This window comes from Streptomyces sp. XH2, from assembly GCF_049725035.1.
Taxonomy (GTDB): Bacteria; Actinomycetota; Actinomycetes; order Streptomycetales; family Streptomycetaceae; genus Streptomyces; species Streptomyces roseoverticillatus.
In genome coordinates, this window is sequence record NZ_JBMMMZ010000029.1 from 23965 (window position 1) to 48777 (window position 24813).

Genomic DNA, 24813 nt, shown 5'->3' on the forward strand with positions numbered 1-24813 from the left:
CGGCCAACGATTGCGCCGAGGGGGCGCGCCCCGGCGGGGGCGCGCCCCTTCGGCCGTGCGACCGGTCCGCCGGACCGGCCGGCCGTGTCAGCCCTTGCCGAGGACGAGGAGCAGCTTCTCCTCGCCGCCCTCCGAACCGCTGCCCGACAGACGCGTGGTGGCGATCACGAGGCGGTCACCCTCGTACAAGTACTTGGCGCCGAAGAACCGGTTCTCGGCCTGCAGAGTGGCCTGCGGGGCCTGCAGCACGGCCTTCGGCTCGCCGTCGGGGCCGACGCTCACCACGGCGCCGGCCTTGTCGTACGAGGGCCTCTGGTACGCGAAGACCTTGTCCCCCTCCGCCCGGATCGGCATGAGTTCGGGCTTGGTCTTCTTCGACGCCCACTTGCGCTTGCCGGTGTCGAGGTCGAAGGCGTGGATCTCATTGCCGTCCGAGTAGCTGTTCTCGCCCCCGGTCGGCAGGTAGAGGGTGCTGTCGCTCGCGGCGACGCCCTGGCAGCCGCCCAGGTCGTGCCCCATGATCGACATGCCGCAGGTCGGCGTGTACGCCTCCTTGCCGAGGTCGATGACCGAGCGCTCCTTGCCGTCCTTGAGGGCGATGACGCCGCCGGACTTCTTGTCCTCCGACGCGAGGGAGACGACGGCCGGCTCGGTGGAGTAGATCTTCTTGGTCATGAGCCCCTTGCGGCCGTCGTACGTCCACACCGGCTTGCCCGTGGAGGTGTCGAGCTTCTCGATGTGCGACGTGCTGTCGCTGACGCACTGCCACGAGCGCAGCATCGCCTTGCCGCCCGCGAAGCCGTCGACGGAACAGCCGGCCTCCAGCCCGGGGGTGGGGATGGGCTCCCCGTCGCTCACCCGGACCATGCCGGAGCCGCCGAACCACGCGGCGCCGACGGCGTTGCCACTTAGGGCCATGTCGAGGCCGATGAAGCTCTTGGCGAACCCGCCGGACTTGGGGATCGGCTTGTCCCAGCCCTTCTTGCCCTCCTTGAGGTCGAGCATGGCGTAGTTGCCGCAGGAGTCCTTCTCACCGCTGTCGTACGCCACCACGACCTTGCCGTCGTCGGTGACGTTCGCGGGCGCCGCGCAGACCCTCTTGGGCAGCGCGATGGTCCACTTCTCCTTGCCGTCGGACGTGGAGTAGGCGATGACCTTCTCCTGGACGGTCTTGACGACGTAGTCGCCGAACGCCCACACCCCGGGGACCGCGGAGCCCGCGCGCTCGACCTGAGGGCCGTTCTGGTTGACGAGGACCTTGGCCTCGCCGGCCCGGCGGCCTTCGTTGGGATCGTCCTCGCCGTCGCGCGGGGCCGCCGTGCCGCCGCTGTCGCCGCCGGTGCTCTCCTTCGGCGCGGGCGAGGCGCTGTGGTGCGCCTGCGGCCCGTCGGGGCCTCCGCCGCCGCTCGTCAGGGCCCATACGCCGCCTCCGGCGGCGAGCAGGACGGCGACGGCCGCGCCGATGATGACGGCCGTCCTCTTCCCGCCCGGGGCGCCGGCGGGGGGTATGGGGTGCGGCGGGGCGCCGAAGGGCTGCCCGGGGGGCGGATAGGCGCCGTACGGGCCCGGCTGCGGCTGCTGCGCGTACGGGTTCGGGTTCGGCGGGGGGAAGGGGGCGGGGGCCGACGGGGCACCGGGTGTCGTGGGGCCGCCCCATGCGGGCTGCACGGGCGGGACACCGGGCGGAGGCGGCGTGGGGGGAGCAGCTGGGGGCAGAGGCGGCTGGACGGGCTGCGGGGCAGGGGCCTGGGGCGGAGCCTGAGGCGCAGTCTTGGCCGGGGCCTGGGGCGCGGCATGGGGCGCATCCGGGGCCGGGGCCTGAGGCGCGGCATGAGGCACAGTCTGGGCCGGGGCCTCGGGCGCTGCGTGAGACGCATCCGCGGGTGAGACCTGAGGCGCGGCATGAGGCGCATCCGGGGCCGGAGCCTGAGGCACGCCCGCGGGTGGGGCCTGAGGCGGCTGCTGCGGAGTCTTCGGGGCCGGGTCCTGCGGTGCGCCGGATCCGCCCTTCGGAGGCTCGTTCGGCGGCATCGGTGGGGGCTGGGGCGGCTGGACCATCAGCGCATACCTCTTGTGTGCGGGGTCCGGCGCGCGTTCTGCCTCCCCCCGCGATCCGGGCGGAATGCATTGACCATTCAGCTGGAAAGGAGCGAATCGGGCGTGGATCCCGCGCTGTTGTGACACTCGAGCGGGAAATCTTTGTATCACCCGACTCCCGCGCCCCACCGGTCCGGTTGCTCCGGCACGGGGGCCGCAGGTGACCCACGGGGCGGCCGGTGGGGTGGGGGCGGGCCTGCCCCGGCGGTGCGTATGGCGATTAGGCTGGGCAGGTGTACGGACGGGGGACCTCCACGGCATCCCCTATTGCAAACGGGGGACCCCCGGGCGGTCGGACGACGGGAACGGTCGGGCCCGACAGGCATTTCATGGGCGCTAGACCACACCAGGAGGCAATGTGAGCAGCGATCGGGACGAGATCCGCGCAGGCGGGTCCGCAGCCGGCGAGGACCGGTCCGACGCCGGTCACGAGCAGGAAACCGACAGCACGGGCGAGTTCACCATCGACTACACGCCCCCTGCCTGGTACACGCAGAACGCCTCCTCCGCTGTGACGCCGGCGGCGGGGCAAAGCGGCGCCGGGGGTGACGGGCAGCCGGTCCTGCCGCCCCCGCCTTCGGGTGAACCGCTGCGGATGCCGCCGTCGGTGCCCGGGGACCGCGACGACCGCACGGGATCCGCCACCGGGGCCTCCTCCTTCCCCTCCGCTCCTTCCGCGGGAGAGGGAGCCAACAGCCCCGCCACGATGCGGTTCTCCGCGGCGGCGGTGCAGGAAGAGGCCGTGGCTGTGCAGCCTGCCGCAGTGGTGCCCGGTGCACAGAACCCGGCAGCGCATCCCGGGAACCTCACCGGCGCGGCGCCTGCCGCGGGTGACGCCTCCGCGTCGGGTGACGCCGGCTCGGCCGGCCCGCACGGGGCCGATGCCGAAGCGGGCACGGGGCAGGCGCATGAGGCCGACGGCGGCCACGACGCACCGGCCCGCGCCGGGGCCGGTGTGAACCCGTCGGCGGACGACAGCACTTCCTCCGCCGGCAGCGCTGCCGGCGAGGACCGTAAGGCGGAAGCCGAACAGGCCTCGGGAGCGGCCTCGTCCATGACTGCTGCCGGTTCCCCGGCTGCCGAAGGCGGCTCGGGGGCGGCACCGGCTTCCGAGAGCGCGGACCCCGCCGCCTCCGGGGCCGAGCGCACCGCCTCACGCCCCGAGGGCACCATGCGGTTCTCCGCTACCGCTCTGCGGGACAGGGTTGCTGATGGGGCTGTCCCGTCGGCTGAGGCGGGACAGGACGCGCAGGGGGCCCCGTGGGCCCCGCCGTCGGTCCCCCAGGCCGCGCTGCCCCCGCTCCCCCCGGACTTCGCCCCGGCGGCACCGGCACCGGCACCGGAGGCGCAGCCGCCGTCCGACGCCGCTGCGCCGCCTCACGCGGCCCCGCAGGGCCTCCCGCCCGCCCCGGCCCCGTACGGCGCGCCTCAGGCCCACGAGGGCGGTTCCGGCGTGCCCTCTGCCGGAGAGGCGCAGCAGGCTCCTGCGGAGCCCCAGGCGGCCGCGCACGGGGCCGGTGGCGCCCCCGTGCCTCCGCACGGAGCAGTCCCGGCTTCCTACCCGCCGGTGCCGCCTCTCCCGCAGCCGGACGTCCGGACCACACCGGCGCCTCCCGCGCCGAACGCCCCGGCGCCGCAGGACGGCTACGGCTACCCGCGCCCCGACGCGAACGGCGTCCCCGTGCCGCCGCCCCTCGACGGCTCCCCGCGGCCCGACGCCCAGCAGCTCCCCGCGGCACCGGCACCGTATGCGGCCGCTCCGGCACCGCAGGACGGCTACGGCTACCCGCGCCCTGAGGCGCACGGGGTGCCCGCACCGGCGCCCCATGCTTTCCCTCAGGCTCCCCATGCGCAGGCGCAGCAGCCCGCCGTCCTGCCTTCCGCGCAGAGCACGGCCGCCCCGTCGCCGCAGGGCCTCACCGGCCCGCATGAGGCCCCCATGCCGCCGGCCCCGCCCGCACCGAACGCCCAGGCGCTGCAGGGCGGTTACGGGTACCCGCGCCCCGACGCCCCCGTGCCCCAGGCCCCGGCGCCTCACGCCCCGGTGCCCCCTGCGCTCGACGGTGCCCCTCGCGCCGACGTGAACGGCGCCCCCGTACCGCCGCCCCTCGACGGCACCCCGCGTCCCGACGCCCAGCAGCCCGTCGCGGCACCGGCGCCCCACGCCGACGCGCAGCAACTCCCCCACGCCCAGAACGGCTTCAGCGGCTCTCCCGCGCTGCCCCCGGCCGTGCAGGCACAGCAGGGCCCCACAGGCGGGCATGAGGCGGCGGCAGCACCCGCCCCCTACCCGTACCCGTACGCCGACGGCAACGCCCTCCCCCCCGCCGCGGACGGAGCACAGGGCGGGCTGCCCAACGACCCGCGCGCCGGGGGCTGGCCCACAGTGACGCCGGAGCAGCGGCAGCGTTCCGTGCACGGGGCCCCGCTCGGGTTCACCGCCTCCATGGAGCTGTCCTCGGAGCGGCTGCTGCGCAGCAAGCCGAAGCCGAAGAAGCAGATCGCCACGCCCCGCTTCAAGTTCGGCGGCAAGAAGGAGGAGGCGGAGCGGCAGCGCAAGCTGGAGCTGATCCGTACGCCCGTCCTCTCCTGCTACCGGATCGCCGTGATCAGCCTCAAGGGCGGCGTCGGCAAGACGACCACGACCACCGCGCTCGGCGCGACGCTCGCCAGCGAGCGCCAGGACAAGATCCTCGCGATCGACGCCAACCCCGACGCGGGCACGCTGGGCCGCCGCGTGCGGCGCGAGACGGGCGCGACGATCCGTGACCTCGTCTCGGCGATCCCCAGCCTGCACAGCTACATGGACATCCGCCGGTACACCTCGCAGGCGCCCTCCGGCCTGGAGATCATCGCCAACGACGTGGACCCGGCCGTCTCCACGACCTTCAACGACGAGGACTACCGGCGGGCGATAGACCTGCTGGGCCGGCAGTACCCGGTCATCCTCACCGACTCGGGCACCGGCCTCCTCTACAGCGCCATGCGCGGCGTCCTCGACCTCGCCGACCAGTTGATCATCGTCTCCACGCCGTCCGTCGACGGCGCGAGCAGTGCCAGCACCACGCTCGACTGGCTCCATGCGCATGGCTACGCCGATCTCGTCTCGCGCAGCGTCACGGTCATCTCCGGGGTCCGCGAGACCGGCAAGATGATCAAGGTCGAGGACATCGTGTCGCACTTCGAGCAGCGGTGCCGCGGCGTGGTCGTCGTCCCGTTCGACGAGCACCTGGCGACCGGCGCCGAGGTCGACCTGGAGATGATGCGGCCGAAGACGCGTGAGGCGTACTTCAACCTCTCGGCCATGGTCGCGGAGGACTTCACCCGGGCCCAGCAGCAGCGCGGCGTGTGGGGCGGGGAGCCCGCACCGCAGCAGCAGCCGCAGCAGGCCGCCCCCATGGGGCAGATGCCCGCCGCCCCGTACGCCCCGGAGCAGGCACAGCAGCCCGGCCGGCCGGCTCCCGGCCCGTACCACCCCTACGGCCCGCAGGGCCCGTACGGGGGCGCGCAGCCGCCCCAGCAGCCCGGCCCGTACCCCCAGCAGGGGCAGCCCGGCGCGCCGGGCGGGTACGGCTCCCCGCAGCAGTAGCCCCGCAGGGAGCTGAACACGCGGCGGGCCCCATGCGGCGATCGCCGCATGGGGCCCTCCTCACATCTCCGGCAGGGCGCCCGGCCGTCAGGCGGCGTCCTTCTCCTTCTCGTGCGCCGCCACCAGGTCCCGCGCCCGCTTCACGTCGCCCGCCATGCACAGCAGCAGGGCCTCGATCGACTCGAACTTCTCCATGCCGCGCAGGTAGGCCAGGAAGTCCACGGCCGCATGGAGCCCGTAGAGGTCGAGGTCGGTCCGGTCGATGGCGTACGCCTCGACGGTCCGCTCCGTCGCGTCGAACTGCACGTTCGTGCCGACGGAGATCGCCGCCGGCATCGACTCGCCGCCCACGGTCAGCCAGCCGGCGTAGACGCCGTCGGCGGGGATCGCGGTGTGGGGCAGGGTCTCGACGTTGGCCGTCGGGTAGCCGAGCTCCCGGCCCCGCTGCGCGCCGCGGACCACGACGCCCTCGACGCGGTGCGGGCGGCCGAGGATCTCCATCGCGCCCGCGACGTCGCCCTCGGCGACCAGACGGCGGGTCAGGGTGGAGGAGAACGGCTCTCCGCCGCCCGCCTCGCCGCTGACGTGGAGGTCGATGACCTCCACGTCGTAGTCGTACGTGGCGCCGAGCTCCGCGAGGAAGTCGACGGTGCCCGCCGCCCGGTGGCCGAAGCGGAAGTTGGGCCCCTCCACGACGAGCTTGGCGTGCAGCTTGTCGACCAGCACCTTCACCACGAACTCGGCGGGCGAGAGCTTCGAGAACTCGGCCGTGAACGGCAGGATCAGCACCGCGTCGACGCCCAGCCCGGCCATGAGCTCCGCACGGCGGTGGTGCGGCGCCAGCAGCGGCGGGTGGCTGCCCGGCCGGACGACCTCGCTCGGGTGCGGGTCGAAGGTCACCACGACCGAGGGCACGCCGAGCTCGCGCGCCCGCTCCACGGCCCGCCCGATGATCAGCTGGTGCCCTCGGTGCACCCCGTCGTACGAGCCGATGGTGACGACGCTGCGCCCCCAGTCCTGGGGGATGTCCTCCAAGCCACGCCAGCGCTGCACTGTGCCCGCTCCTCGCCCGAACCCGAACTTTTGTCTGTTGATTACGCAGGACTAAGAGTGCCATGCCGGTTCTCGGCGCCCCGCATCGGCCGGTCCTGTGACTGTCAGGTCAGGGGAGTCCGCACGGCCCGCGTGCTCCGCGGGGCCCTCGTCCCCCGCCCAGGCGGTGAGCTTGATGCGGGCCCGCGGGCCCACCACGACGGCCCACTGCGCGGGCGCGGAGCGCAGCCAGCGGAGCACCTGCTCCCCGAAGACGGGGATCTCCCGGGCCAGCTGCACCATGCGGCGGTCGAAGCAGGCCGCCCCCTCGGGGCTGCGGGCCATCAGCAGACCGGTGCGGTGCACGAGGTCGCGGGTGCGGGCCTCGGTGCGCTCGGCAGCGCCCGCGGCCACCGCGCGCAGGAGGGCGTCCAGCACGGTGACGTCACGTTCGAAGGGCCCGTACTGCTCGCGCTCCAGCAGGACCTCCAGCAGTTCCTGCCGCAGGGGCCTCGACAGCGGTGTGCCGGGGAAGGCCAGGACGGGGGCCAGGGCGCGGCGCACCTGGGGCGGGCGGCTGCTGAGCAGGTGGACGACGAGCGGGAAGAGGACGGAGCGGGCCGCGGGGCCGTCCTCGAGCCGGCGGTCCACGAAGGCGGCGGCGAGCTCCGCGCCTTCCGGATGGTGCTCGACGTACTCCTGGACGAGGGCCGCCGCCCTACGGGCGAGGGCCGGGGTCGTGACCTCGGCGAGGGTGCGCAGCACGTCTCCGGGCCCCTCGCCGCGTACGTAGAGCCGGGCGCGGTAGGCGGCGAGGACGGGTTCGGGGTGGGTGGTCAGGGCGGGGGCGAGGGCGCCGGCCGGGAGGTGGGGGTCGCACGCCGCGAAGAGGGCGAGGGCGCGCTGGAGGTGCTTGGCGCGGGTCTCCCGGTCGCGGACGAGCAGGGCGAGCGCCGTGCCGTGCAGGGCGCCCTCCGCGGGGCGGGCCAGCAGGGCGAGCGCGGCGTAGCGCAGCAGCTCGCGGTCGGCCGCGGTGATCACGTGGGGTGCGGCCTTGAGGGCGTACGCGGCCGCCGCCACGTGCCGCTCGATGCGGTCGTCGTGGGCCCACCGGTCCACGGCGCGGCAGATGGCGGACGGTTCGTCCTCGGCGAGGGCGGCGAGGAGCTCGTCGGCGCGGGGGTGGGCGGCGTCCACGAGTGCCTCGGCGAGGTCGTCGACGGCGCGGTGCCGGTGGGTGTGGAGCAGGACCTGGGCGGCGGTGGAGACCGTGAGCCTGAGGTGATCTCCGTACGGGGCGGCTTGCAGGGGGCGTTCGTCGGAGAACCAGCGGCACAGCAGCGCCTGCGCGGCGCACGGCTCTTCGGCGAGGACGGTCATGACCGCGGGCAGGAAGCGGTCCGTGTGGGGCGGCTGGGGCGGCTGCTGGGCCTGCACGGGGCCCGGCGCGGAGCTCTCCAGGGCATGGGGCTGGTACGGGCTCTGGCCGGGGGGCGGCGCGTCGGCGGGCAGCAGCAGCCGCAGCAGGTCGAGCCGCTCGGCGAGCCCGAGGGGCAGCCGGAGCCAGAACCAGGGTCCGAATTCGGCGAGGCCGCCCAGGGACCCCGTGGCTCCGCTGTCGAAGCCGCCGAGTGCCAGGGAGCGCGCCGTGAGGCGCTCGGCGAGGAGCCGGAGGGCGCCCAGGTACGGGGTGGCGTCGGGGACGCGCAGGAGGGTCTCACCGAGGAGGTGGGCCGCCCACCAGGCGGGGTCGGGCAGGGCGGGGCGGCCCCCGTCGTCCGGGGCCGCGGGCTGCTCCGACGGCGGGAGCGCGGCCACGGCGTCCACCAGGGCGCCCAGGCGGCGGGCGAGGGCGTCGGGGCCGGAGCGCCGCGCCAGGAGCAGGAGGGCCTGGAGGACGGGGCCGATGCGGTGGCGGGGCACGGGCAGCGGCTTGCGGGCCTTCTGCCGGGCCGCGCGGCGGCTGCGGCGTCGTGCGGCCGTGGAGCGCGGGGCGCGGCTGGATCCGGGGGGCGGCGGCACGTGGCCCTCCGGCGCGGGCCCGCCGCCCGGCCGGGACGGCAGGCGGGCGTCGTGCTCGCCGGTACCGTCCTCCGGCTCGTACCAGCGGTGGACGAGGGTGTGCAGGGCGGCGTCGAGGTCGAGGTGGGCGCCCTGCAGCCAGTCGGCGAACTCCTCGTGCGCGAAGCGGTAGCCGGTGCCGGCCGGGACGAGCAGGCTCTCCGTGAGGACGGCGGAGGCCCAGCCGTTGCGCCACGGGAAGAGCTCTTCGAATGCCTCGCGCTCCAGCTCGCCCTGCCCGGGGCCGAGGCACCGGCGGGCCGCCTCATGCACCTGGCCGGCCACGCGCGCGGCGAGCCTGCGCACCGCCGTGCCGCGCAGCGCGGGGCGGCGCCCGGCGGCCAGCCGGACGGCGATGCGCAGGCAGACGAGGTCCAGGTAGGCGGAGAAGACGTCCCAGCGATCGGGGGGCCGCGCCCCGTCCTCACAAGGCCGGCCGGCGGGCGCGGTGCCGTCCGGGAGCGCCGCCCGCACCTCGGCGAGCAGCCGGAGGGCGAGCGGGTGGGCGGCGTCCGTGTGGTGGATGGCGTCGGGCGGGATGCCGTAGAGGGCGCGGGCCCGCTCGGCCTGCAGGGGGCCGAGGTCGGTCAGGCTCACGCACGGCGGGAGACTGCGCGGGGTGGCGGAGGCCGCCGACACGTGGAGTGCCGTGCGCGGGAAGAGGTCGCCGGCCGTCTCCCAGTGCTCGGGGCGGCAGGCGACGATGAGGCGCGCGGAGGTCTCCTCCAGCCACTGGGCGGTCGCCGCGGTCCAGGCCGGCAGGGCGTGCGCGAGGACGGGCGGAACCTCCTCGGGGCCGTCCAGGACGACGAGGAGGGGCCGCCCCACGCGGTGCCCCAGGGCGGCCACGGCCTCGGGAGTGGCCTCGGCGGGGTCCCCCACCGTTCCGGCGGCGCCTGCGGAGGCCGTGACGATCCGCGCGGCGGCCGCGAGGGCGCGCGCGACCGCGTCCCGCAGGCTGCTGTCGCCCTCCTCCAGGTCCGCGCCGCGCAGCCAGAGGGTGGGGGCCGGTTCGGGGCCCCGTGCGCGCCGCGCGGCGAGGGAGAGGAGCTCGGTCGTGCGACCGGTCCCGGGGCCCCCGACGAGCCCGAGGACGGCCGGCGCGGGGCTGTCCGCGGGCGCCGGTTCGTCCGGGGCATGGGGCGCCGGGGGGTCCAGCGGGTCGGCGGGGTTCCGTGCGCCGGGCAGGTCCCCGATCCAGCGCCCGCCGGGGCCGCCGCCCGGGGTGCCCCGCCAGGCGCTCGGCGGGACGGTCACCACCACGACGCCCGGGGTCCCCGTGCCGGCCGGGGCAGGCCCCGGTTCGTCGGGCGGCGGTTCGGGGGCGGGCGTCCGCTCGGCGTCCTCGGGCATCCGCTCGCCGGTGTCGGCGGGAGCGTCGGCGTCGGCGCCTTCCGTGCCGGCGGCCTCTCCGCCCTCTTCGTCCTGCTCCAGGAAGCGGGCGAACTCGCGGGCGATCTCCGGGCGCTCCACGGGGTCGCGCCAGTCGCGCGCCGTGATGATCGGGCCGAGCGAGGTCGCCGTGAGCTGGAGGGCTCCCGCGAGGTTGAGGTCGGGGCCGAAGGCGGGGACCGTGGCCGCGTTCCGTTCCAGCAGGACGGCCAGGGGGCCGTCCGGGGTGGCCGCGGCCGCCGCACGGAGCGGGATCGCGAAACCTCCGGACCGGCGTTCCGCATGGAGCGCGGTACCGAGGACGGCGACGACTGTGCCCGTGCGGGCGTCCAGGACCGGCCCTCCGGTGGCCTCCTCGCCGAGCCTGAGGCCGTCGCGCTCGCCCAAGGAGAGCTCGACGGCGGCGTCGAGCAGGTGGAAGCGGTCCGTGGCCGTGTAGGTGACGAGCGCCTCTCCGATGACCTGGGCGCGCTGCCAGTGCCCCGCCCGCAGCCGGACACCCGCCCCGTCCTCGATACGCTCCGCGGCCGCTACGGGCAACGGGGCCACTCCGAGCCCCTCCGTGCGCACCAGTGCCAGGTCGCAGCCCGGGAGGGACGTCACCGCGTCGGCGCCCACCAGGCACGTACGGTCGCCGGGGGCGAGCAGCACGAGGCGCGCGAGGCCGTCGACGGCCTCATGGCTGGTGATCATCGTGCCGCGGTCGTCGGCGATGAAGCCCGTACCGCGCGGCCTCCCGGCGAGGTCTCTGATGCGTACCAGGAACTCGTCCGCATCAGTCCGCCGACCGCTCATCCGCCGAACCTCCCCGCCGTGCACTTGCCACCGACGGTAGGCAGGGGATGATCGGCAGGACCAGATCACAGCGGGAACGCGCCCCCTTCCACTCCCGCCGTTCACTCCGAGCGCCTGCCCATTGGGGTGAATTGTGGGTGCGGTGTGGATAGACAGCTGTGAGGAGGGGGATCGTGGGGCGGGAGCGCCGGACGGCAGCCCCCCGCCCCACGGTAGTGGGGCCTTCGGGTGCGCGAACGCCTCATAGGTACGCGAACGCCCCATGGGTGCGCGAACGCCTCATGCATACGCGAACGCCCCGGCGCATGCCGAGGCCCCGCGCTGCGCCTCATGCACAGCCCGGGGCCGGCCGAAGGCCCCTGGGGGTGGTGAACCCCCGGGGCTACCCGAAGACCGCCAGGCTCTTCGCCCGGCCGCCCTGGTTCTCCAGCAGGACCAGGAGACGCCCGTCCGGACCGAAGGCCGCGATCGGCCCCGTCGTCTCGAAGAGCGGGACCCGTATCCGCACGCCGTTCCCGAGCAGGCGCGCCTGCTCCTCCGTGACGTCCCAGCGCTGGAACGCCGCGGCCGCCGCCTCGGCGACGGGCATGACGGTGAGCTCCTCCTGGAGCTGGTCCAGCGTGCGGGCGTCGCCCAGCCCGTACGGGCCGACGCGCGTGCGCCGCAGGGCCGTCAGGTGGCCTCCCACGCCCGTGTCGGCCCCCAGGTCGCGGGCAAGGGCCCGCACATACGTACCGGAGGAGCAGACGACGGAGACCAGCAGGTCCTGCACAGGGGTGCCGTCCGCGGCCTCGGCCGGGTGCACGGCGTGCACCGCGAAGGACGAGACGGTCACCGGGCGGGCGGGGATCTCGAAGTCCTCGCCCTCGCGCGCCCGCTTGTACGACCGCTTGCCGTCGATCTTGATCGCGCTGACCTTCGACGGCACCTGCATGATGGCGCCGGTGAGCTTGGCCACGCCGGCGTCGATCGCCTCACGCGTGACACCCGAGGCGTCCGCGGAGGACGTGATCTCGCCCTCGGCGTCGTCCGTCACGGTGTTCTGCCCCAGGCGGATCGTCGCGACGTACTCCTTCTCGGTCAGCGCGAGGTGACCGAGGAGCTTGGTCGCCCGCTCGATGCCGAGCACGAGGACGCCCGTCGCCATCGGGTCGAGCGTCCCCGCGTGGCCCACGCGCCGCGTCCGCGCGATGCCGCGCATCTTCGCGACGACGTCGTGCGAGGTGAAGCCGGCCGGCTTGTCGACGATGACGAGGCCGTCCGGCGGGGTCTCCTTGTGCTTCATTCGCCGGCAGCGTCCTTGTCGTCCTCGCCCGGCTTGCGGTACGGGTCGGCCTCGCCCGCGTACGCGGCGCCCGAGGACGCCTCGCGCACCTGGGCGTCGGAGGCGCGGGCCCGGTCGAGGAGGTCCTCGATGGTGCGGGCGTTCTCCGGGAGGGCGTCCGCCACGAACGTCAGGGTCGGCGTGAACTTGATGCCGGCCGCACGGCCGACCTCCGAGCGCAGGATGCCCTTGGCGCTCTCCAGCCCGGCGGCCGCGCTGGCGCGGTCCTCGTCGTCCCCGTAGACCGTGTAGAAGACCGTAGCCTCCCGCAGGTCGCCGGTGACCCGGGTGTCCGTGATGGTCACATGCGAGCCGAGCCGCGGGTCCTTGATTCCGCGCTGCAGCTTCTGGGCGATCACCTCGCGGATGAGGTCCGCCAGCCTTTTCGCACGCGCGTTGTCGGCCACTGGTCCGTCTCCTTCTTCTTGTCCATTGTGCTTGTGGCGCCGGTGACGCGCTCAGTCGTCGTGGTCGCCGTGGAACCGCCGCCTGACCGAGAGCAGCTCCACTTCGGGACGTGCGGCGACCCAGCGCTCGCAGCGGTCCAGTAGGTCGGTGAGGTGCCCCGCGTCCCCGGAGACCGCCGCCACGCCGATTGTCGCCCGGCGGTAGAGGTCCTGGTCGCCGACCTCCGCCACGCTCACCGCGTACTTGCGGTGCAGCTCGGCGATGATCGGGCGGACGACGGAGCGCTTCTCCTTCAGCGACCGTACGTCGCCGAGGAGGAGGTCGAAGGACAGAGTCCCTGCATACATGCGTGACGGGTGAGGCCCACCCGGGAGGCGTGAGGTGTACCTGCCGGTACGTGTCGGTGTACGAGCTCTTCGAACCGTACACGCAACGGCCGGGGCCGATCGACGGAATATGCTCCGCCGACCGGCCCCGGGGTCGAGCTATGCGATTCAGCCGCGCGGCTTCTCGCGCATCTCGTACGTCGCGATGACGTCGTCGATCTTGATGTCGTTGAAGTTTCCGAGGTTGATACCGCCCTCGAAGCCTTCGCGGATCTCGGTGACGTCGTCCTTGAAGCGACGCAGGCCGACGATGTTGAGCTCCTCCGCGATGACCTTGCCGTCGCGGATGAGGCGCGCCTTGGTGTTGCGCTTGACCTCGCCGGAACGGATGAGGACACCCGCGATGTTGCCCAGCTTGGACGAGCGGAAGATCTCACGGATCTCCGCCGTACCGAGCTCGACCTCTTCGTACTCCGGCTTCAGCATGCCCTTGAGGGCCGCCTCGATCTCCTCGATCGCCTGGTAGATGACCGAGTAGTACCGGACGTCGACGCCCTCGCGCTCGGCCATCTGCGTGGCACGGCCCTCGGCGCGGACGTTGAAGCCGATGACGATGGCGTCGGAGCCGGTCGCCAGGTTGATGTCGGACTCGGTGACCGCACCCACACCGCGGTGCAGGATCCGGATCTCGACCTCTTCGCCGACGTCGAGCTGGAGCAGCGAGGACTCGAGAGCCTCCACCGAACCGGACGCGTCGCCCTTGATGATGATGTTGAGGTCCTGGACCAGACCGGCCTTGAGCACCTTGTCGAGGTCCTCGAGGGACACCCGGCGGGTGCGCTTGGCGAAGGCGGCGTTGCGCTCGCGCGCAGCGCGCTTCTCGGCGATCTGGCGGGCCGTGCGGTCCTCGTCGACGACGAGGAAGTTGTCGCCGGCGCCCGGGACGTTGGTGAGACCGAGGACGAGGACGGGGGTCGACGGACCCGCTTCCTCGACGTTCTGGCCCTTGTCGTCGAGCATGGCGCGAACACGGCCGTAGGCGTCACCGGCGACCATCGTGTCACCGACGCGGAGGGTACCGCGCTGGACGAGCACGGTGGCCACGGCGCCGCGGCCACGGTCGAGGTGGGCCTCGATCGCGATGCCCTGCGCGTCCTGCTCCGCGTTGGCGCGCAGGTCGAGCGCGGCGTCGGCGGTGAGGACGACGGCCTCGAGCAGCTTGTCGATGTTCAGACCCTGCTTGGCGGAGATGTCGACGAACATCGTGTCGCCGCCGTACTCCTCGGCCACCAGACCGAACTCGGTGAGCTGACCGCGCACCTTCGTCGGGTCGGCGCCCTCGACGTCGATCTTGTTGACCGCGACCACGATCGGCACGTCGGCCGCCTTGGCGTGGTTCAGGGCCTCGATCGTCTGCGGCATGACACCGTCGTTGGCCGCCACCACGAGGATCGCGATGTCGGTCGACTTGGCACCACGGGCACGCATGGCGGTGAACGCCTCGTGACCCGGGGTGTCGATGAAGGTGATCTTGCGCTCTTCGTCGTTGACGTCGGTGGAGACCTGGTAGGCACCGATGTGCTGGGTGATGCCACCGGCCTCGCCCGCGACCACGTTGGTCTTGCGGATCGCGTCGAGAAGTCGCGTCTTACCGTGGTCGACGTGACCCATGACGGTCACGACCGGCGGACGCGCGACGAGCATCTCCTCGCCGCCCTCGTTCTCACCGAACTCGATGTCGAAGGACTCGAGCAGCTCGCGGTCCTCCTCCTCGGGGCTGACGATCTGAACGGTGTAGTTCATCTCGCCGCCGAGGAGCTGCAGCGTCTCGTCCGAGACGGACTGCGTGGCCGTGACCATCTCGCCGAGGTTCATCATCACGGCGACGAGCGACGCCGGGTTGGCGCCGATCTTCTCCGCGAAGTCGGTGAGGGAGGCACCGCGCGACAGGCGAATGGTCTCGCCGCCGCCGCGGGGCAGCATCACGCCGCCCACGGACGGGGCCTGCATGGCCTCGTACTCCTGGCGCCGCTGACGCTTGGACTTGCGGCCACGACGGGCCGGACCGCCGGGACGGCCGAAGGCGCCCTGCGTGCCGCCACGGGCACCCGGACCGCCGGGACGGCCACCGAAGCCGGGACGACCGCCGCCGAAGCCGCCGCCACCGCCGCCGGGGCCACCGCCACCGGGACGACCGGCGAAGCCGCCGCCGCCACCGGGACGACCGCCGCCGCCGGGACCGGCCGGACGACCGGCGAAGCCCGGACGACCGGCACCGCCGCCGGGACGACCGGCACCGCCGCCGGGACCGCGACCGCCGCCGCCGGGGCCCGGACGCGGGCCAGCAGCCGGACGCTGCGGCATCATGCCCGGGTTCGGGCGGTTGCCGGAGGGAGCGCCACCGGGACGCGGGGCGCCACCGGGGGCACCCTGCGGACGGGGCATGCCGCCCGGGGTCGGACGGGCGCCGCCCGGACCCTGCGGACGGGGAGCACCGCCGGGACCACCCTGCGGACGCGGAGCGCCCGGGGCACCCTGGCCACCGGGGCGCGGAGCGCCACCGGGACGGGGGGCCTGCGGACGGGCCATGCCCGTGGAGCCGCCGGAGGTGAAGGGGTTGTTGCCCGGACGGGGACCGGCCGGACGGGCGCCACCGGGACGCGGGGCGCGCTCGCCCGCACCACCGGGACGCGGACCGCGCTCGGGACGGCCGCCGTCACGCTGACCGGCGGGGCCGGGGCGGGCGCCGCCGGGACGCGGACCGGGGGTCGCGCCGGGGCGCGGCGCGGACGGACCCTGCTGGGCCGGCGCCGGAGCGGAGAACTCCGCAGCGGGCACCGGGGTGACCGGGGCCGGCTTGGCCGGAGCCGCCGGGGCAGGCTTCGGGCCCGGACGCGGACCGGGGGTCGGCGCGGCCGGGGACGGCTTGGGGGCAGCTGCCTCCGCCGCCGGCTTGGGGGCGGCGGGACGGGGCGCACCCGGAGTGGGGGCACCCGGCTTGGGGGCCGCGGACTTGCGCGGCGCCGCGGGCTTCGCACCGGGCTTGCCGGCGCCGCCGGGTCCCTGCAGTGCGTCAGTCAACTTGCGGACAACCGGCGCCTCGATCGTCGAGGACGCCGAACGGACGAATTCACCAAGTTCTTGGAGCTTGGCCATGACGACCTTGCTCTCCACTCCGAACTCCTTGGCGAGTTCGTATACCCGGACCTTAGCCACTTCGCTCCTTCTAGGTCCGGGGTGTCCACCGGACCGTCGCTACTTCATGGGCGTACTCATCGCGTACTCATCGAGTGCTCATCGCAATCTCGACCTACTTCCAACTCGCGAGGTACCTGACCGCACGGTTACCCGTGCCGTGCTTCTTACAGTGGGGCCATCCCCGCGCGGTGCGGGGCCGATCTACTGCTGTTCGATCTGTTCGACGCACCGGCGCAGTTCCGCCGTGTCGAGCGGCCCCGGGCTTTTGAAGGCCCTGGGAAACGCCCGGCGGCGCACCGCCAGGTCGAGACAGACCAGTGTGGGGTGCACAGAGGCACCCCGGCCGGGCAGCGTACCGCGAAGGTCGGGGACGCAGGCGCCCTCGATCATCACGATCCGCAGCAGATCGCCCTTGGCCGCTCGCTCCCGGCATCCCACACAGGTTCGCTCAGGGCATGCGCGGGCATGCGTCCGGCCAGACACTCTTCAGTCTACCTCCCCGCGCCCGTCCCACCCCTGGGGGGCAGTGATCGGGCACGTATGCGTTTCGGCCACGATGCCGGGGCCCGCACAAAGCGCGGACCCCGGTGTGGTGAACGTGATCAGGCTCGGCCGGATTCCCGGTCGGGCTGCTCGGTGTCCGGGCGGATGTCGATGCGCCACCCGGTGAGGCGCGCGGCCAGGCGGGCGTTCTGCCCCTCCTTGCCGATCGCCAGGGAGAGCTGGTAGTCGGGCACGGTCACCCGGGCGGAGCGCGCGGCGAGATCCACGATCTCGACCTTGCTCACCCGTGCGGGGGACAGAGCGTGGGCCACCAGCTCGGCGGGGTTGTCCGACCAGTCGACGATGTCGATCTTCTCGCCGTGCAGCTCCGCCATGACGTTGCGGACCCGGCCGCCCATGGGGCCGATGCAGGCGCCCTTGGCGTTGAGGCCGGAGCGCGTGGAGCGGACCGCGATCTTGGTGCGGTGGCCGGCCTCACGGGCGATGGCGGCGATCTCCACGGAGCCGTCGGCGATCTCCGGCACCTCGAGGGCGAAGAGCTTCTTGACCAGATTCGGGTGGGTGCGCGAGAGCGTGACGGACGGGCCGCGCACGCCCTTCGCCACCCGTACGACGTACGTGCGCAGGCGCGTGCCGTGCTTGTACTCCTCGCCGGGGACCTGCTCCTGCACCGGCAGGATGGCCTCCAGCTTGCCGATGTCGACCAGGACGTTCTTCGGGTCCTTGCCCTGCTGGACGATGCCCGCGACGACGTCGCCCTCACGGCCCGCGAACTCACCGAAAGTGATCTCGTCCTCGGCGTCGCGCAGACGCTGGAGGATGACCTGCTTGGCGGTGGTCGCGGCGATCCGGCCGAAACCGGACGGCGTGTCGTCGAACTCGCGGGGCTCCTCGCCCTCCTCCAGGTCCTGCGGGTCCTCCTTGGCCCACACCGTCACGTGACCGGTCGAGCGGTCCAGCTCCACACGGGCGCGGCGGCGGCTTCCCTCGGTGCGGTGGTAGGCGATGAGGAGGGCCGACTCGATCGCCTCGACCAGCAGGTCGAAGGAGATCTCCTTCTCTCGCACCAGACCCCGCAGGGCACTCATGTCGATGTCCACGGCTACGCCTCCTCTTGGCTCTCGTCGGTTTCGTCGGCGGTCACTGCCGCCGTGCCTGCGGTCTTCTCCGCGGCCTTACGGTTGAACTCGATCTCCACGCGGGCCTTGGCGATCTCGCCGAAGGCCAGTCGCCGCGAGGTGGGCTTGCGGCCCTTCACCCCGGGGACCTCCAGGTCCAGCCCCTCGTCGTCCACCGCGATGATGCGGGCCACGAGCTCGCCGCCCTCGGTGAGCTGCGCCTTGAGCAGACGGCCGGTGGCACGCACGTAGTGGCGGTGCTCGGTCAGGGGACGGTCGGCACCGGGAGAGGTGACTTCCAGAACGTACGGGGCGCCGCCCATGGCGTCCGTCTCGTCGAGCTTCTCGGAGACGGCGCGGCTGACTTCCGCGCACTCGTCCAGCTCGACACCCGCATCGGAGTCCACCACGATGCGCAGCACACGCCGCTTGCCCGCCGTGGTCACCTCGATCTCTTCCAGATCCAGCTCCCGCGCGCTCACGAGAGGGGCCAGCAGCTCGCGCAGCCGCTCGCTCTGGGTGGTGCTCATCCGGGTGACTCCTCGGCCGCGTGTGCTGTTGTGGGAAAGTCGCGTGTCAGGTCAAAGCCTATCTGTTCCGGCAGCCGACTGACGATTCGGTGCCTCGTCCGCGGCCATCGGGTGGCGCGCCGGTACGCTCACGTGCGGTGATCATGACCCGACCGGCGGAAAGAGGAACGTGGCGTTCACGACGACGACGCGGGGCCCGGCCGGCCCGCACCGACGCAGGGTACTGGCAGGGGGCGCGGCGGCTCTGCTGGGGGCCGCCGGCGGGGGGCTGCTGACCGGCTGTTCCGGCGGCACGGGGGCGCCTTCCGACGCCTCGGGCCGCTCGGGCGACGAGCGGCTGCGGGACGCCGCGGGGCGCGCCTCGCGCGAACTGCTGGCGCGCTACGACGCCACGATCGCGGTGCACGGGGGGCTCGCGGAGCGGCTGCGTCCGCTGCGCGGGGCGGTGGCGCGCCATGCGGAGGCGTTCGGCGCGGCGCGGGGAGCCTCGGGCTCTTCCTCTCCTTCGTCTCCGTCGCTCTCTCCGTCTCCCTCGGGCCGTTCACCGGCCGACTCTTCCCCACCGCCCCATGCGGACGGCGTGCCGGGCGACGAGAAGGCCGCCCTGGCGGCGCTGGCCGACGCCGAGCGGCGCACGGCGGACAGCCGCACCAAGGCCCTCGGCTCCGCCTCGCCCGAACTCGCCCGGCTGCTCGCCTCCGTGGCTGCCGCCGGCGCGGCCCACGCGTACCTGCTGGGGAGTGACGCATGACCGAGACCGAGACCGAGACCGCGAGCCCTCATGCCCCGAAGGACCCCGCCGCACGGAGGGCGCTGCAGGCCGCACAGGCCGCGCTGGGGGCCGAGCATGCCTCCGTGTACGGCTACGGGGTCGTCGGCGCGCGTGTCGCGCAGGAACGGGCGGCGGAGGCGCGTGAGGCGCACGACGCGCACCGCGCGCGACGGGATGCGATGAGCCGTGCCGTGCGGGACCTGGGCGGCGTGCCGGAAGCCGCGGCCGCCGGATACGCACTCCCGTTCGCCGTCACCGACGCGGACTCCGCCGTACGGCTGGCGGCGGAGCTGGAGGCGCGCGTCGCGGCCGTGTACGCCGATCTCGTGGGTGCCGCAGGCGGTGCCCTACGAGTCGAGGCCGCCGGTGCGCTGCGGGAGGCGGCAGTGCGCGCCGTGCGCTGGCACGGCGGCGGCGTAGCCTTCCCTGGGCTCACTGAACGCAACGCTCCGGACCAGCCGAGCGGTTCACCGGACCGCACCTGACCAGCAAAGACGAAAAGGACAGCACGGGGATGAGCAACGCCGACGACCGCTTCGCACCACCGGAGCGGCTGGTGCGGGCCCTGGGCTCCGAGCCGGCGGACGAGGCCGCCCACCAGTGGCTCGCGTCGCTGCCGGAACAGGTGCGCGACTTCGCGGAGCGCTGGGAGCTGACGCCCGAACGGGTGCACCAGCCGGGCGGTCGGAGCAGCGTCGTCGTCCTTGCGCACCGGGCGGACGGCACGGGCGCCGTGCTCAAGCTGGAGAAGCCGGGTGGGGCCGCCGCCCTGGAACAGGCGGCGCTCGCGCACTGGAACGGCCTGGGGGCGGTCCGGGTGCTGCGCGCCGAGCCTGAGGCGGGCGCGCTCCTCCTGGAGCGGCTGCGGCCCGGTGTGAGCCTGCGGTCCCTTGCGGAGCCGAAGGCCGTCCTGGAGGCGACAGCGACGCTGCAGCGGCTGTGGGTGCGGCCCGCGGAGGATCACGCCTTCACGACGGTGGCCGACCACACGGCAGAGCTGGCGGGCGCGCTGCGGAAACAGTCCGAGACGCCGTGGGCCGCCGACGCGCGGGCCGTCGTCGACGAGGCCCTCGAACTGCGGGACGCCCTGACGGCCGACTCCGACGAGGCGCCGTCCCTACTGCACGGCGACTACCAGCAGGGCAAGGTGCTTGCGGGCGACCGGGCGCCGTGGCTGGCCGTCGGCCCCAGGCCGCTGGTGGGCGAGCGCGCCTACGACCTCGCGTGGCTCGCTCTCGACCGCGTCGACACCCTGATGGCCTCCCCCGGTGCCGCGGCCATCGCCCGCCGGCGTGTGGCCAAGCTGGCCGACGCCCTGGACGTCGACAACAACCGGCTACGGGGCTGGACCCTCTTCCGCGCCGCCGAAGCGGGCGTCCGGGAACTCTCCAGCGGTTCCCGCGCACGGGGCGAACTCCTGCTGGAGTTCGCGGGGATGCTCTGAGGGGCGGGGCACGGGCCAGGGCGGAGGCCCGGGGGCAGAAGCAGGGGCTTGAGGGCAGAGGCAGGTGCCCGAGCGAGGGTGCACGGGCGGGCATGAGGCGGGCATGAGGCGGGGCCGGGTGAGGCGCTTCGACCATGCCACGTTGCTCAACCCTGCGCCTCATGCGCCGCGGCCTCATGCGAGGCGCCGCCTCACGCGGGGCACTGCCTCATGCAGGGCGCTGCCTCACGCGGGGCGCTGCCCCATGCAGGGCACTACCTCACGCGGGGCGCTGCCCCATGCAGGGCACTACCTCACGCGCCGCGCCCCATGCGGCAGATACGGCGCCTCATGCGGGAGCACCTCATGCAGGCGGGCGGCGCGTTGCACGCGCCGTCGCAATGGCGGCCCCATGCGGGTCCGCCGGCCCGCCCCATGCGGTCGGGGCACGAGGCCCCGACCGTCTCCGACGAAACGTCAGCGGAGGGCGCTGAGGCGCTCGATCGCCTCGGCGACCGGCAGTTCCTCACGGGTGCCGGTGCGGCGGTCCTTCAGCTCGACGATGCCCTGAGGCGCGCCACGGCCGACCACCAGGATGGTCGGGACGCCGATCAGCTCGGCGTCGGTGAACTTCACGCCCGGGGAGACACCGCCGCGGTCGTCGACGAGGACCCGGACGCCCGCCGAGCCCAGCTTGTCGGCGAGCTCCAGGGCGAGTTCGGTCTGCACGGCCTTGCCCGCGGCGACGATGTGGACATCGGCGGGCGCGACCTCGCGGGGCCAGCACAGGCCAGCCTCGTCGTGCGTCTGCTCCGCGAGAGCCGCCACGGCGCGCGAGACGCCGATGCCGTACGAGCCCATGGTGACGCGGACCGGCTTGCCGTTCTGCCCGAGGACGTCGAGGCCGAACGCGTCGGCGTACTTGCGGCCCAGCTGGAAGATGTGGCCGATCTCGATCGCCCGCCCGATCTCCAGGCCCGCCCCGCAGGAGGGGCAGGGGTCGCCCGGCTCGACCACGACGACGTCGAGGTACTGGTCGACCTCGAAGTCCCGGCCGCACACCACGTTGCGGACGTGCTTGCCGGACTTGTTGGCGCCCGTGATCCAGGCCGTGCCGGGCGCCACGCGCGGGTCGGCGATGTAGCGCAGCCCGAGGCCCTGCGGGCCGACGTAGCCCCGTACGAGCTCGGGCCGGCCCTCGAAGTCCTCGGCCGTGACCAGTTCGACGACGGCGGGCGCCAGGTGCTCGCCCAGCTTGCCGAGGTCGACCTCGCGGTCGCCGGGCACGCCGACGGCGGTGATCTCACCGTCGACCTTGATGAGGAGGTTCTTGAGGGTCGCGGAGGCCGGCACGCCGAGGTGGGCCGCGAGCGTCTCGATGGTGGGCGTGTCCGGGGTGTCGAGCTCCTCGACGGGGCCGTGGCCGGCGGGGTCCGCGGGGCTCACGGCGACGGTCACGGCTTCGGTGTTGGCGGCGTAGTCACACTGCGGGCAGTCCACGAAGGTGTCCTCGCCCGCTGCGGCGGGCGCCAGGAACTCCTCGGACGCCGAACCGCCCATGGCGCCGGAGACGGCCGAGACGACGCGGTAGTCGAGGCCGAGGCGCTCGAAGATGCGGGTGTACGCCTCGCGGTGCAGGCGGTAGGACTCGGCGAGCCCCTCGTCGGTGGTGTCGAACGAGTAGGAGTCCTTCATCTGGAACTCGCGCCCGCGCAGCACGCCGGAGCGGGGACGCGCCTCGTCCCGGTACTTGGTCTGGATCTGGTAGAGGATCACGGGCAGGTCCTTGTAGGACGTGCACTGGTCCTTGACGGTGAGGGTGAAGATCTCTTCGTGCGTGGGACCCAGCAGGTACTCGGCGCCCTTGCGGTCCTTGAGGCGGAAGAGGAGGTCGCCGTACTCCTCCCAGCGCCCGCTCGCCTCGTACGGCTCCTTGGGCAGCAGCGCGGGCAGCAGGACCTCCTGGCCCCCGATCGCGTCCATTTCCTCCCGCACGACGCGCGAGACGTTGTCCAGCACCTTCTTGCCGAGCGGCAGCCAGGTCCAGACACCGGCGGACGAGCGGCGGACGTAGCCGGCGCGGACCAGCAGCTTGTGGCTGGCGGTCTCCGCGTCGGCAGGGTCGTCGCGCAGCGTCTTCAGCAGTGTCGTGGACATGCGCTGGACATGGGCCATGGTCGGTCTCCTGGCAGGGCGTAGGGAATTGCCAGGAGCCTAGCGGGAGCCGGGGGCACCCCTGAAACGAGTTCTCGGTGACGTCGGCATCAGCCGCCTCATGCGGCAATCGTTGGACACCCCAACAGAGCGGCATGGGGCGGGCCGGCCGGACCGTGGGGGCGTCCCATGATCGGAGCAGCACGTCCCGCCCGCTTCCGTCCGCCCATCAGCCCAGCAGCGGCAGCGGTGCCCCCATCACCACGTACGGGCTGGGCGCGCTGGGGAAGTGCACGGGGCGTGCCAGGTCGCGGTACCCGAGCTTGCGGTAGAGGGCGCGGGCAGGGGATTCGGTGTCGATGGCCGAGAGGATCGAGCGGGGCTCCGCGGCGCTGTCGGTGATCGTGGTGATGAGGGACCGCCCGATGCCCCGTTTCTGGAAGTCGGGGTGGACGTGCAGCTCGGTGATGACGAAGGAGTCGTCGAGCCAGCCGTCGGTGCCGGTGGCGCGAAGATACGGTTCGACGACTCCTGACCACCAGTGGCCGCGGTCGTTGGGCATGCCGTAGACGAAGCCGACGAGGCGCCCGCTGCCGGTGGTCGCCCCGAGGGCGCGGGAGCCGCGGGAGGCGAGGTGGCGCAGCACGATGTGGCGCCGTACGGCGATCTCTTCCTCGGTGAGGCCGAAGGCCAGTGCCTGCACGGCCAGTGCGTCGTCGACCCGCGCGGCGAGGTCGAGCGGCCCGACCACGATGTCATCCATGCGGGGAGGCTACCCGCCCGTACCCCGCGCACGGGCCGGGCGGCTCAGAACAGCACGCTCATGAACGCGCCGGTCTCCTCGAAGCCCACACGCCGGTAGGCGGCCCGTGCGGCGGTGTTGTAGTCGTTCACGTAGAGGCTGACGACCGGCGACACCTCGGCGAGGGCGTAGCGCAGGACGGCTGCCATGCCGGTGACGGAGAGGCCGCGGCCGCGGTGCTCGGGGGCGACCCAGACGCCCTGGATCTGGCAGGCCTGGGGCGTGGCCGCGCCGATCTCCGCCTTGAAGACGACGCGGCCGTCCTCGATGCGGGCGAAGGAGCGGCCGGAGCCGACGAGCTCGGCGACCCGGGCCTGGTAGAGGAGGCCTCCGTCGCCGGCGAGCGGGGAGACGCCGACCTCTTCGGTGAACATGGCCACACAGGCCGGCATGATCACTTCCATCTCGTCCTTGCGGATGCGGCGGACGAGGGGGTCGGGCTCGATGTCGGCGGGCATGGAGCGGGTGACCATGAGGGGCTGATGGGCGCGGACCTCCCGCGCGGGGCCCCAGTGGGGCTCGAGGAGCGACCACAGCGCGGCGGTGGCCTCTGCGGGGCCCACGATGGACGAGCAGCGGCGCCCCGCGCGGCGTGCGCGGTCGGCGAAGGCCCGTACGGCCTCGGGGCCCGCGCAGATGGGGACGAGGTTGGCGCCGGCGTAGCAGAGGGATTCGAGGCGCCCGCCGGCGTACCAGCCCCACATCTCGCCGCCGAGCCGCCAGGGGTCGAGGCCCGCGACCTGGACGCGGGCTGCGACGAAGGCGTTGGCGACGGGGTCGCGGCCGAGGACGGCCAAGGCGGCCTCGATGTCGCCGGGCTCCAGGACCTTGGTGGTGGTCGTCGTCAGCACGTGTGGTTTTGCCTCACCGTCACGGGGCCCGAGGCCATGGGAAACAGGTCTTGGAACTCTACCTCCAGGCCTCGGGGCGCACCCCCTTCGCGGCCCGCACGGGGCGGGAAACAGCGGTGCCCCGCCCCGTACTGGACGGGAGGCGGGGCACTGCCTCATGCCGGGCGCATGAAGCGGCTCGTGCAGGGATGCACGGGGCGGCCTCATGCACAGGTGCACGGGGCGCCGGGGCAGTGGTCAGCCGGCGATGCTGATCTTGGGCTCGCCGGACTCGACGCCGTCCTTCTGCATCTGCTCGGCGATCTTCAGGGCTTCCTCGATGAGGGTCTCCACGATCTTCGACTCCGGCACGGTCTTGATGACCTCGCCCTTGACGAAGATCTGCCCCTTGCCGTTGCCCGAGGCCACCCCCAGATCCGCCTCACGCGCCTCGCCCG

Annotated in this window: 18 protein-coding genes; 4 read left to right on the forward strand and 14 right to left on the reverse strand. The window is 73.8% G+C overall.

Annotation, left to right across the window (positions count from 1 at the left end):
* Positions 1 to 87 precede the first annotated feature (87 nt).
* A complete protein-coding gene (locus tag ACOTKD_RS37485; RefSeq protein WP_424893487.1) occupies positions 88 to 1668 on the reverse strand; it encodes a PQQ-binding-like beta-propeller repeat protein in 1581 nt (526 codons plus the stop codon).
* 787 nt (positions 1669 to 2455) lie between these two features.
* On the opposite strand from ACOTKD_RS37485, the gene ACOTKD_RS37490 reads away from it, so the two are divergent.
* Positions 2456 to 5686, forward strand: coding sequence for an SCO5717 family growth-regulating ATPase (locus ACOTKD_RS37490; protein WP_424893488.1), 3231 nt, complete (start codon positions 2456 to 2458; stop codon positions 5684 to 5686).
* A gap of 87 nt (positions 5687 to 5773) precedes the next feature.
* Here the strand turns inward: ACOTKD_RS37490 and ACOTKD_RS37495 are convergent, their stop codons facing one another.
* From ACOTKD_RS37495 to rimP, 9 genes are all read right to left on the reverse strand, one after another.
* The gene (locus ACOTKD_RS37495) at positions 5774 to 6739 is read right to left on the reverse strand and encodes a bifunctional riboflavin kinase/FAD synthetase (protein WP_424893489.1); all 966 of its coding nucleotides are present in this window, start codon (positions 6737 to 6739) and stop codon (positions 5774 to 5776) included.
* A gap of 51 nt (positions 6740 to 6790) precedes the next feature.
* Complete coding sequence (locus ACOTKD_RS37500) at positions 6791 to 10966, reverse strand: serine protease (RefSeq protein WP_424893490.1); 4176 nt, start codon at positions 10964 to 10966, stop codon at positions 6791 to 6793.
* A 382-nt stretch (positions 10967 to 11348) separates the two neighbouring features.
* Positions 11349 to 12251: a tRNA pseudouridine(55) synthase TruB gene (gene truB, locus ACOTKD_RS37505; protein WP_424893491.1), complete on the reverse strand. Its 903-nt coding sequence runs from the start codon at positions 12249 to 12251 to the stop codon at positions 11349 to 11351.
* A complete protein-coding gene (gene rbfA / locus ACOTKD_RS37510; RefSeq protein ID WP_106679768.1) occupies positions 12248 to 12697 on the reverse strand; it encodes a 30S ribosome-binding factor RbfA in 450 nt (149 codons plus the stop codon). The genes truB and rbfA overlap by 4 nt, the downstream gene beginning before the upstream one ends.
* Positions 12698 to 12748: 51 nt before the next feature.
* Positions 12749 to 13045 carry a DUF503 domain-containing protein gene (locus ACOTKD_RS37515; RefSeq protein ID WP_106679766.1) on the reverse strand — a complete coding sequence of 99 codons (297 nt, stop codon included), beginning with the start codon at positions 13043 to 13045 and terminating at the stop codon, positions 12749 to 12751.
* A gap of 147 nt (positions 13046 to 13192) precedes the next feature.
* On the reverse strand, positions 13193 to 16240 hold the full coding sequence (gene infB / locus ACOTKD_RS37520; protein ID WP_424893492.1) for a translation initiation factor IF-2: 3048 nt from the start codon (positions 16238 to 16240) through the stop codon (positions 13193 to 13195).
* Positions 16241 to 16423: 183 nt separating this feature from the next.
* The gene (locus tag ACOTKD_RS37525) at positions 16424 to 16705 is read right to left on the reverse strand and encodes a YlxR family protein (protein WP_424893493.1); all 282 of its coding nucleotides are present in this window, start codon (positions 16703 to 16705) and stop codon (positions 16424 to 16426) included.
* A 119-nt stretch (positions 16706 to 16824) separates the two neighbouring features.
* Positions 16825 to 17826 carry a transcription termination factor NusA gene (gene nusA / locus ACOTKD_RS37530; RefSeq protein ID WP_424893494.1) on the reverse strand — a complete coding sequence of 334 codons (1002 nt, stop codon included), beginning with the start codon at positions 17824 to 17826 and terminating at the stop codon, positions 16825 to 16827.
* Between the two features lie 2 nt (positions 17827 to 17828).
* On the reverse strand, positions 17829 to 18374 hold the full coding sequence (gene rimP, locus ACOTKD_RS37535; RefSeq protein WP_424893495.1) for a ribosome maturation factor RimP: 546 nt from the start codon (positions 18372 to 18374) through the stop codon (positions 17829 to 17831).
* A gap of 169 nt (positions 18375 to 18543) precedes the next feature.
* On the opposite strand from rimP, the gene ACOTKD_RS37540 reads away from it, so the two are divergent.
* The 3 genes from ACOTKD_RS37540 to ACOTKD_RS37550 are packed head-to-tail and all read left to right on the forward strand — an operon-like array spanning position 18544 to position 20590.
* Positions 18544 to 19125, forward strand: coding sequence for a hypothetical protein (locus ACOTKD_RS37540; RefSeq protein ID WP_424893496.1), 582 nt, complete (start codon positions 18544 to 18546; stop codon positions 19123 to 19125).
* Positions 19122 to 19631 carry a ferritin-like domain-containing protein gene (locus ACOTKD_RS37545; protein ID WP_424893497.1) on the forward strand — a complete coding sequence of 170 codons (510 nt, stop codon included), beginning with the start codon at positions 19122 to 19124 and terminating at the stop codon, positions 19629 to 19631. Before ACOTKD_RS37540 ends, ACOTKD_RS37545 begins: the two co-directional genes overlap by 4 nt.
* A gap of 29 nt (positions 19632 to 19660) precedes the next feature.
* Positions 19661 to 20590 (forward strand): aminoglycoside phosphotransferase family protein, encoded by a 930-nt coding sequence (locus ACOTKD_RS37550; RefSeq protein WP_424893498.1) that lies wholly within the window; start codon positions 19661 to 19663, stop codon positions 20588 to 20590.
* A 456-nt stretch (positions 20591 to 21046) separates the two neighbouring features.
* Here the strand turns inward: ACOTKD_RS37550 and ACOTKD_RS37555 are convergent, their stop codons facing one another.
* From ACOTKD_RS37555 to ACOTKD_RS37570, 4 genes are all read right to left on the reverse strand, one after another.
* Positions 21047 to 22744 (reverse strand): proline--tRNA ligase, encoded by a 1698-nt coding sequence (locus ACOTKD_RS37555; protein WP_424893499.1) that lies wholly within the window; start codon positions 22742 to 22744, stop codon positions 21047 to 21049.
* Between the two features lie 208 nt (positions 22745 to 22952).
* Complete coding sequence (locus ACOTKD_RS37560; protein ID WP_424893500.1) at positions 22953 to 23486, reverse strand: GNAT family N-acetyltransferase; 534 nt, start codon at positions 23484 to 23486, stop codon at positions 22953 to 22955.
* Positions 23487 to 23530: 44 nt separating this feature from the next.
* Positions 23531 to 24376, reverse strand: a complete 846-nt coding sequence (locus tag ACOTKD_RS37565; RefSeq protein ID WP_424893501.1) for a GNAT family N-acetyltransferase — start codon at positions 24374 to 24376, stop codon at positions 23531 to 23533.
* A gap of 237 nt (positions 24377 to 24613) precedes the next feature.
* On the reverse strand, positions 24614 to 24813 hold a 200-nt coding region (locus ACOTKD_RS37570), incomplete at its 5' end, for a flavodoxin-dependent (E)-4-hydroxy-3-methylbut-2-enyl-diphosphate synthase (RefSeq protein ID WP_424893502.1).

Coding starts and splice junctions, on each gene's coding strand:
- ACOTKD_RS37560 (WP_424893500.1), bottom strand. CDS start 23,486: ATGGATGACATCGTGGTCGGGCCGCTCGACCTCGCCGCGCGGGTCGAC.
- ACOTKD_RS37555 (WP_424893499.1), bottom strand. CDS start 22,744: ATGGCCCATGTCCAGCGCATGTCCACGACACTGCTGAAGACGCTGCGC.
- ACOTKD_RS37515 (WP_106679766.1), bottom strand. CDS start 13,045: ATGTATGCAGGGACTCTGTCCTTCGACCTCCTCCTCGGCGACGTACGG.
- rimP (WP_424893495.1), bottom strand. CDS start 18,374: ATGAGCACCACCCAGAGCGAGCGGCTGCGCGAGCTGCTGGCCCCTCTC.
- ACOTKD_RS37500 (WP_424893490.1), bottom strand. CDS start 10,966: ATGAGCGGTCGGCGGACTGATGCGGACGAGTTCCTGGTACGCATCAGA.
- ACOTKD_RS37550 (WP_424893498.1), top strand. CDS start 19,661: ATGAGCAACGCCGACGACCGCTTCGCACCACCGGAGCGGCTGGTGCGG.
- ACOTKD_RS37545 (WP_424893497.1), top strand. CDS start 19,122: ATGACCGAGACCGAGACCGAGACCGCGAGCCCTCATGCCCCGAAGGAC.
- truB (WP_424893491.1), bottom strand. CDS start 12,251: ATGAAGCACAAGGAGACCCCGCCGGACGGCCTCGTCATCGTCGACAAG.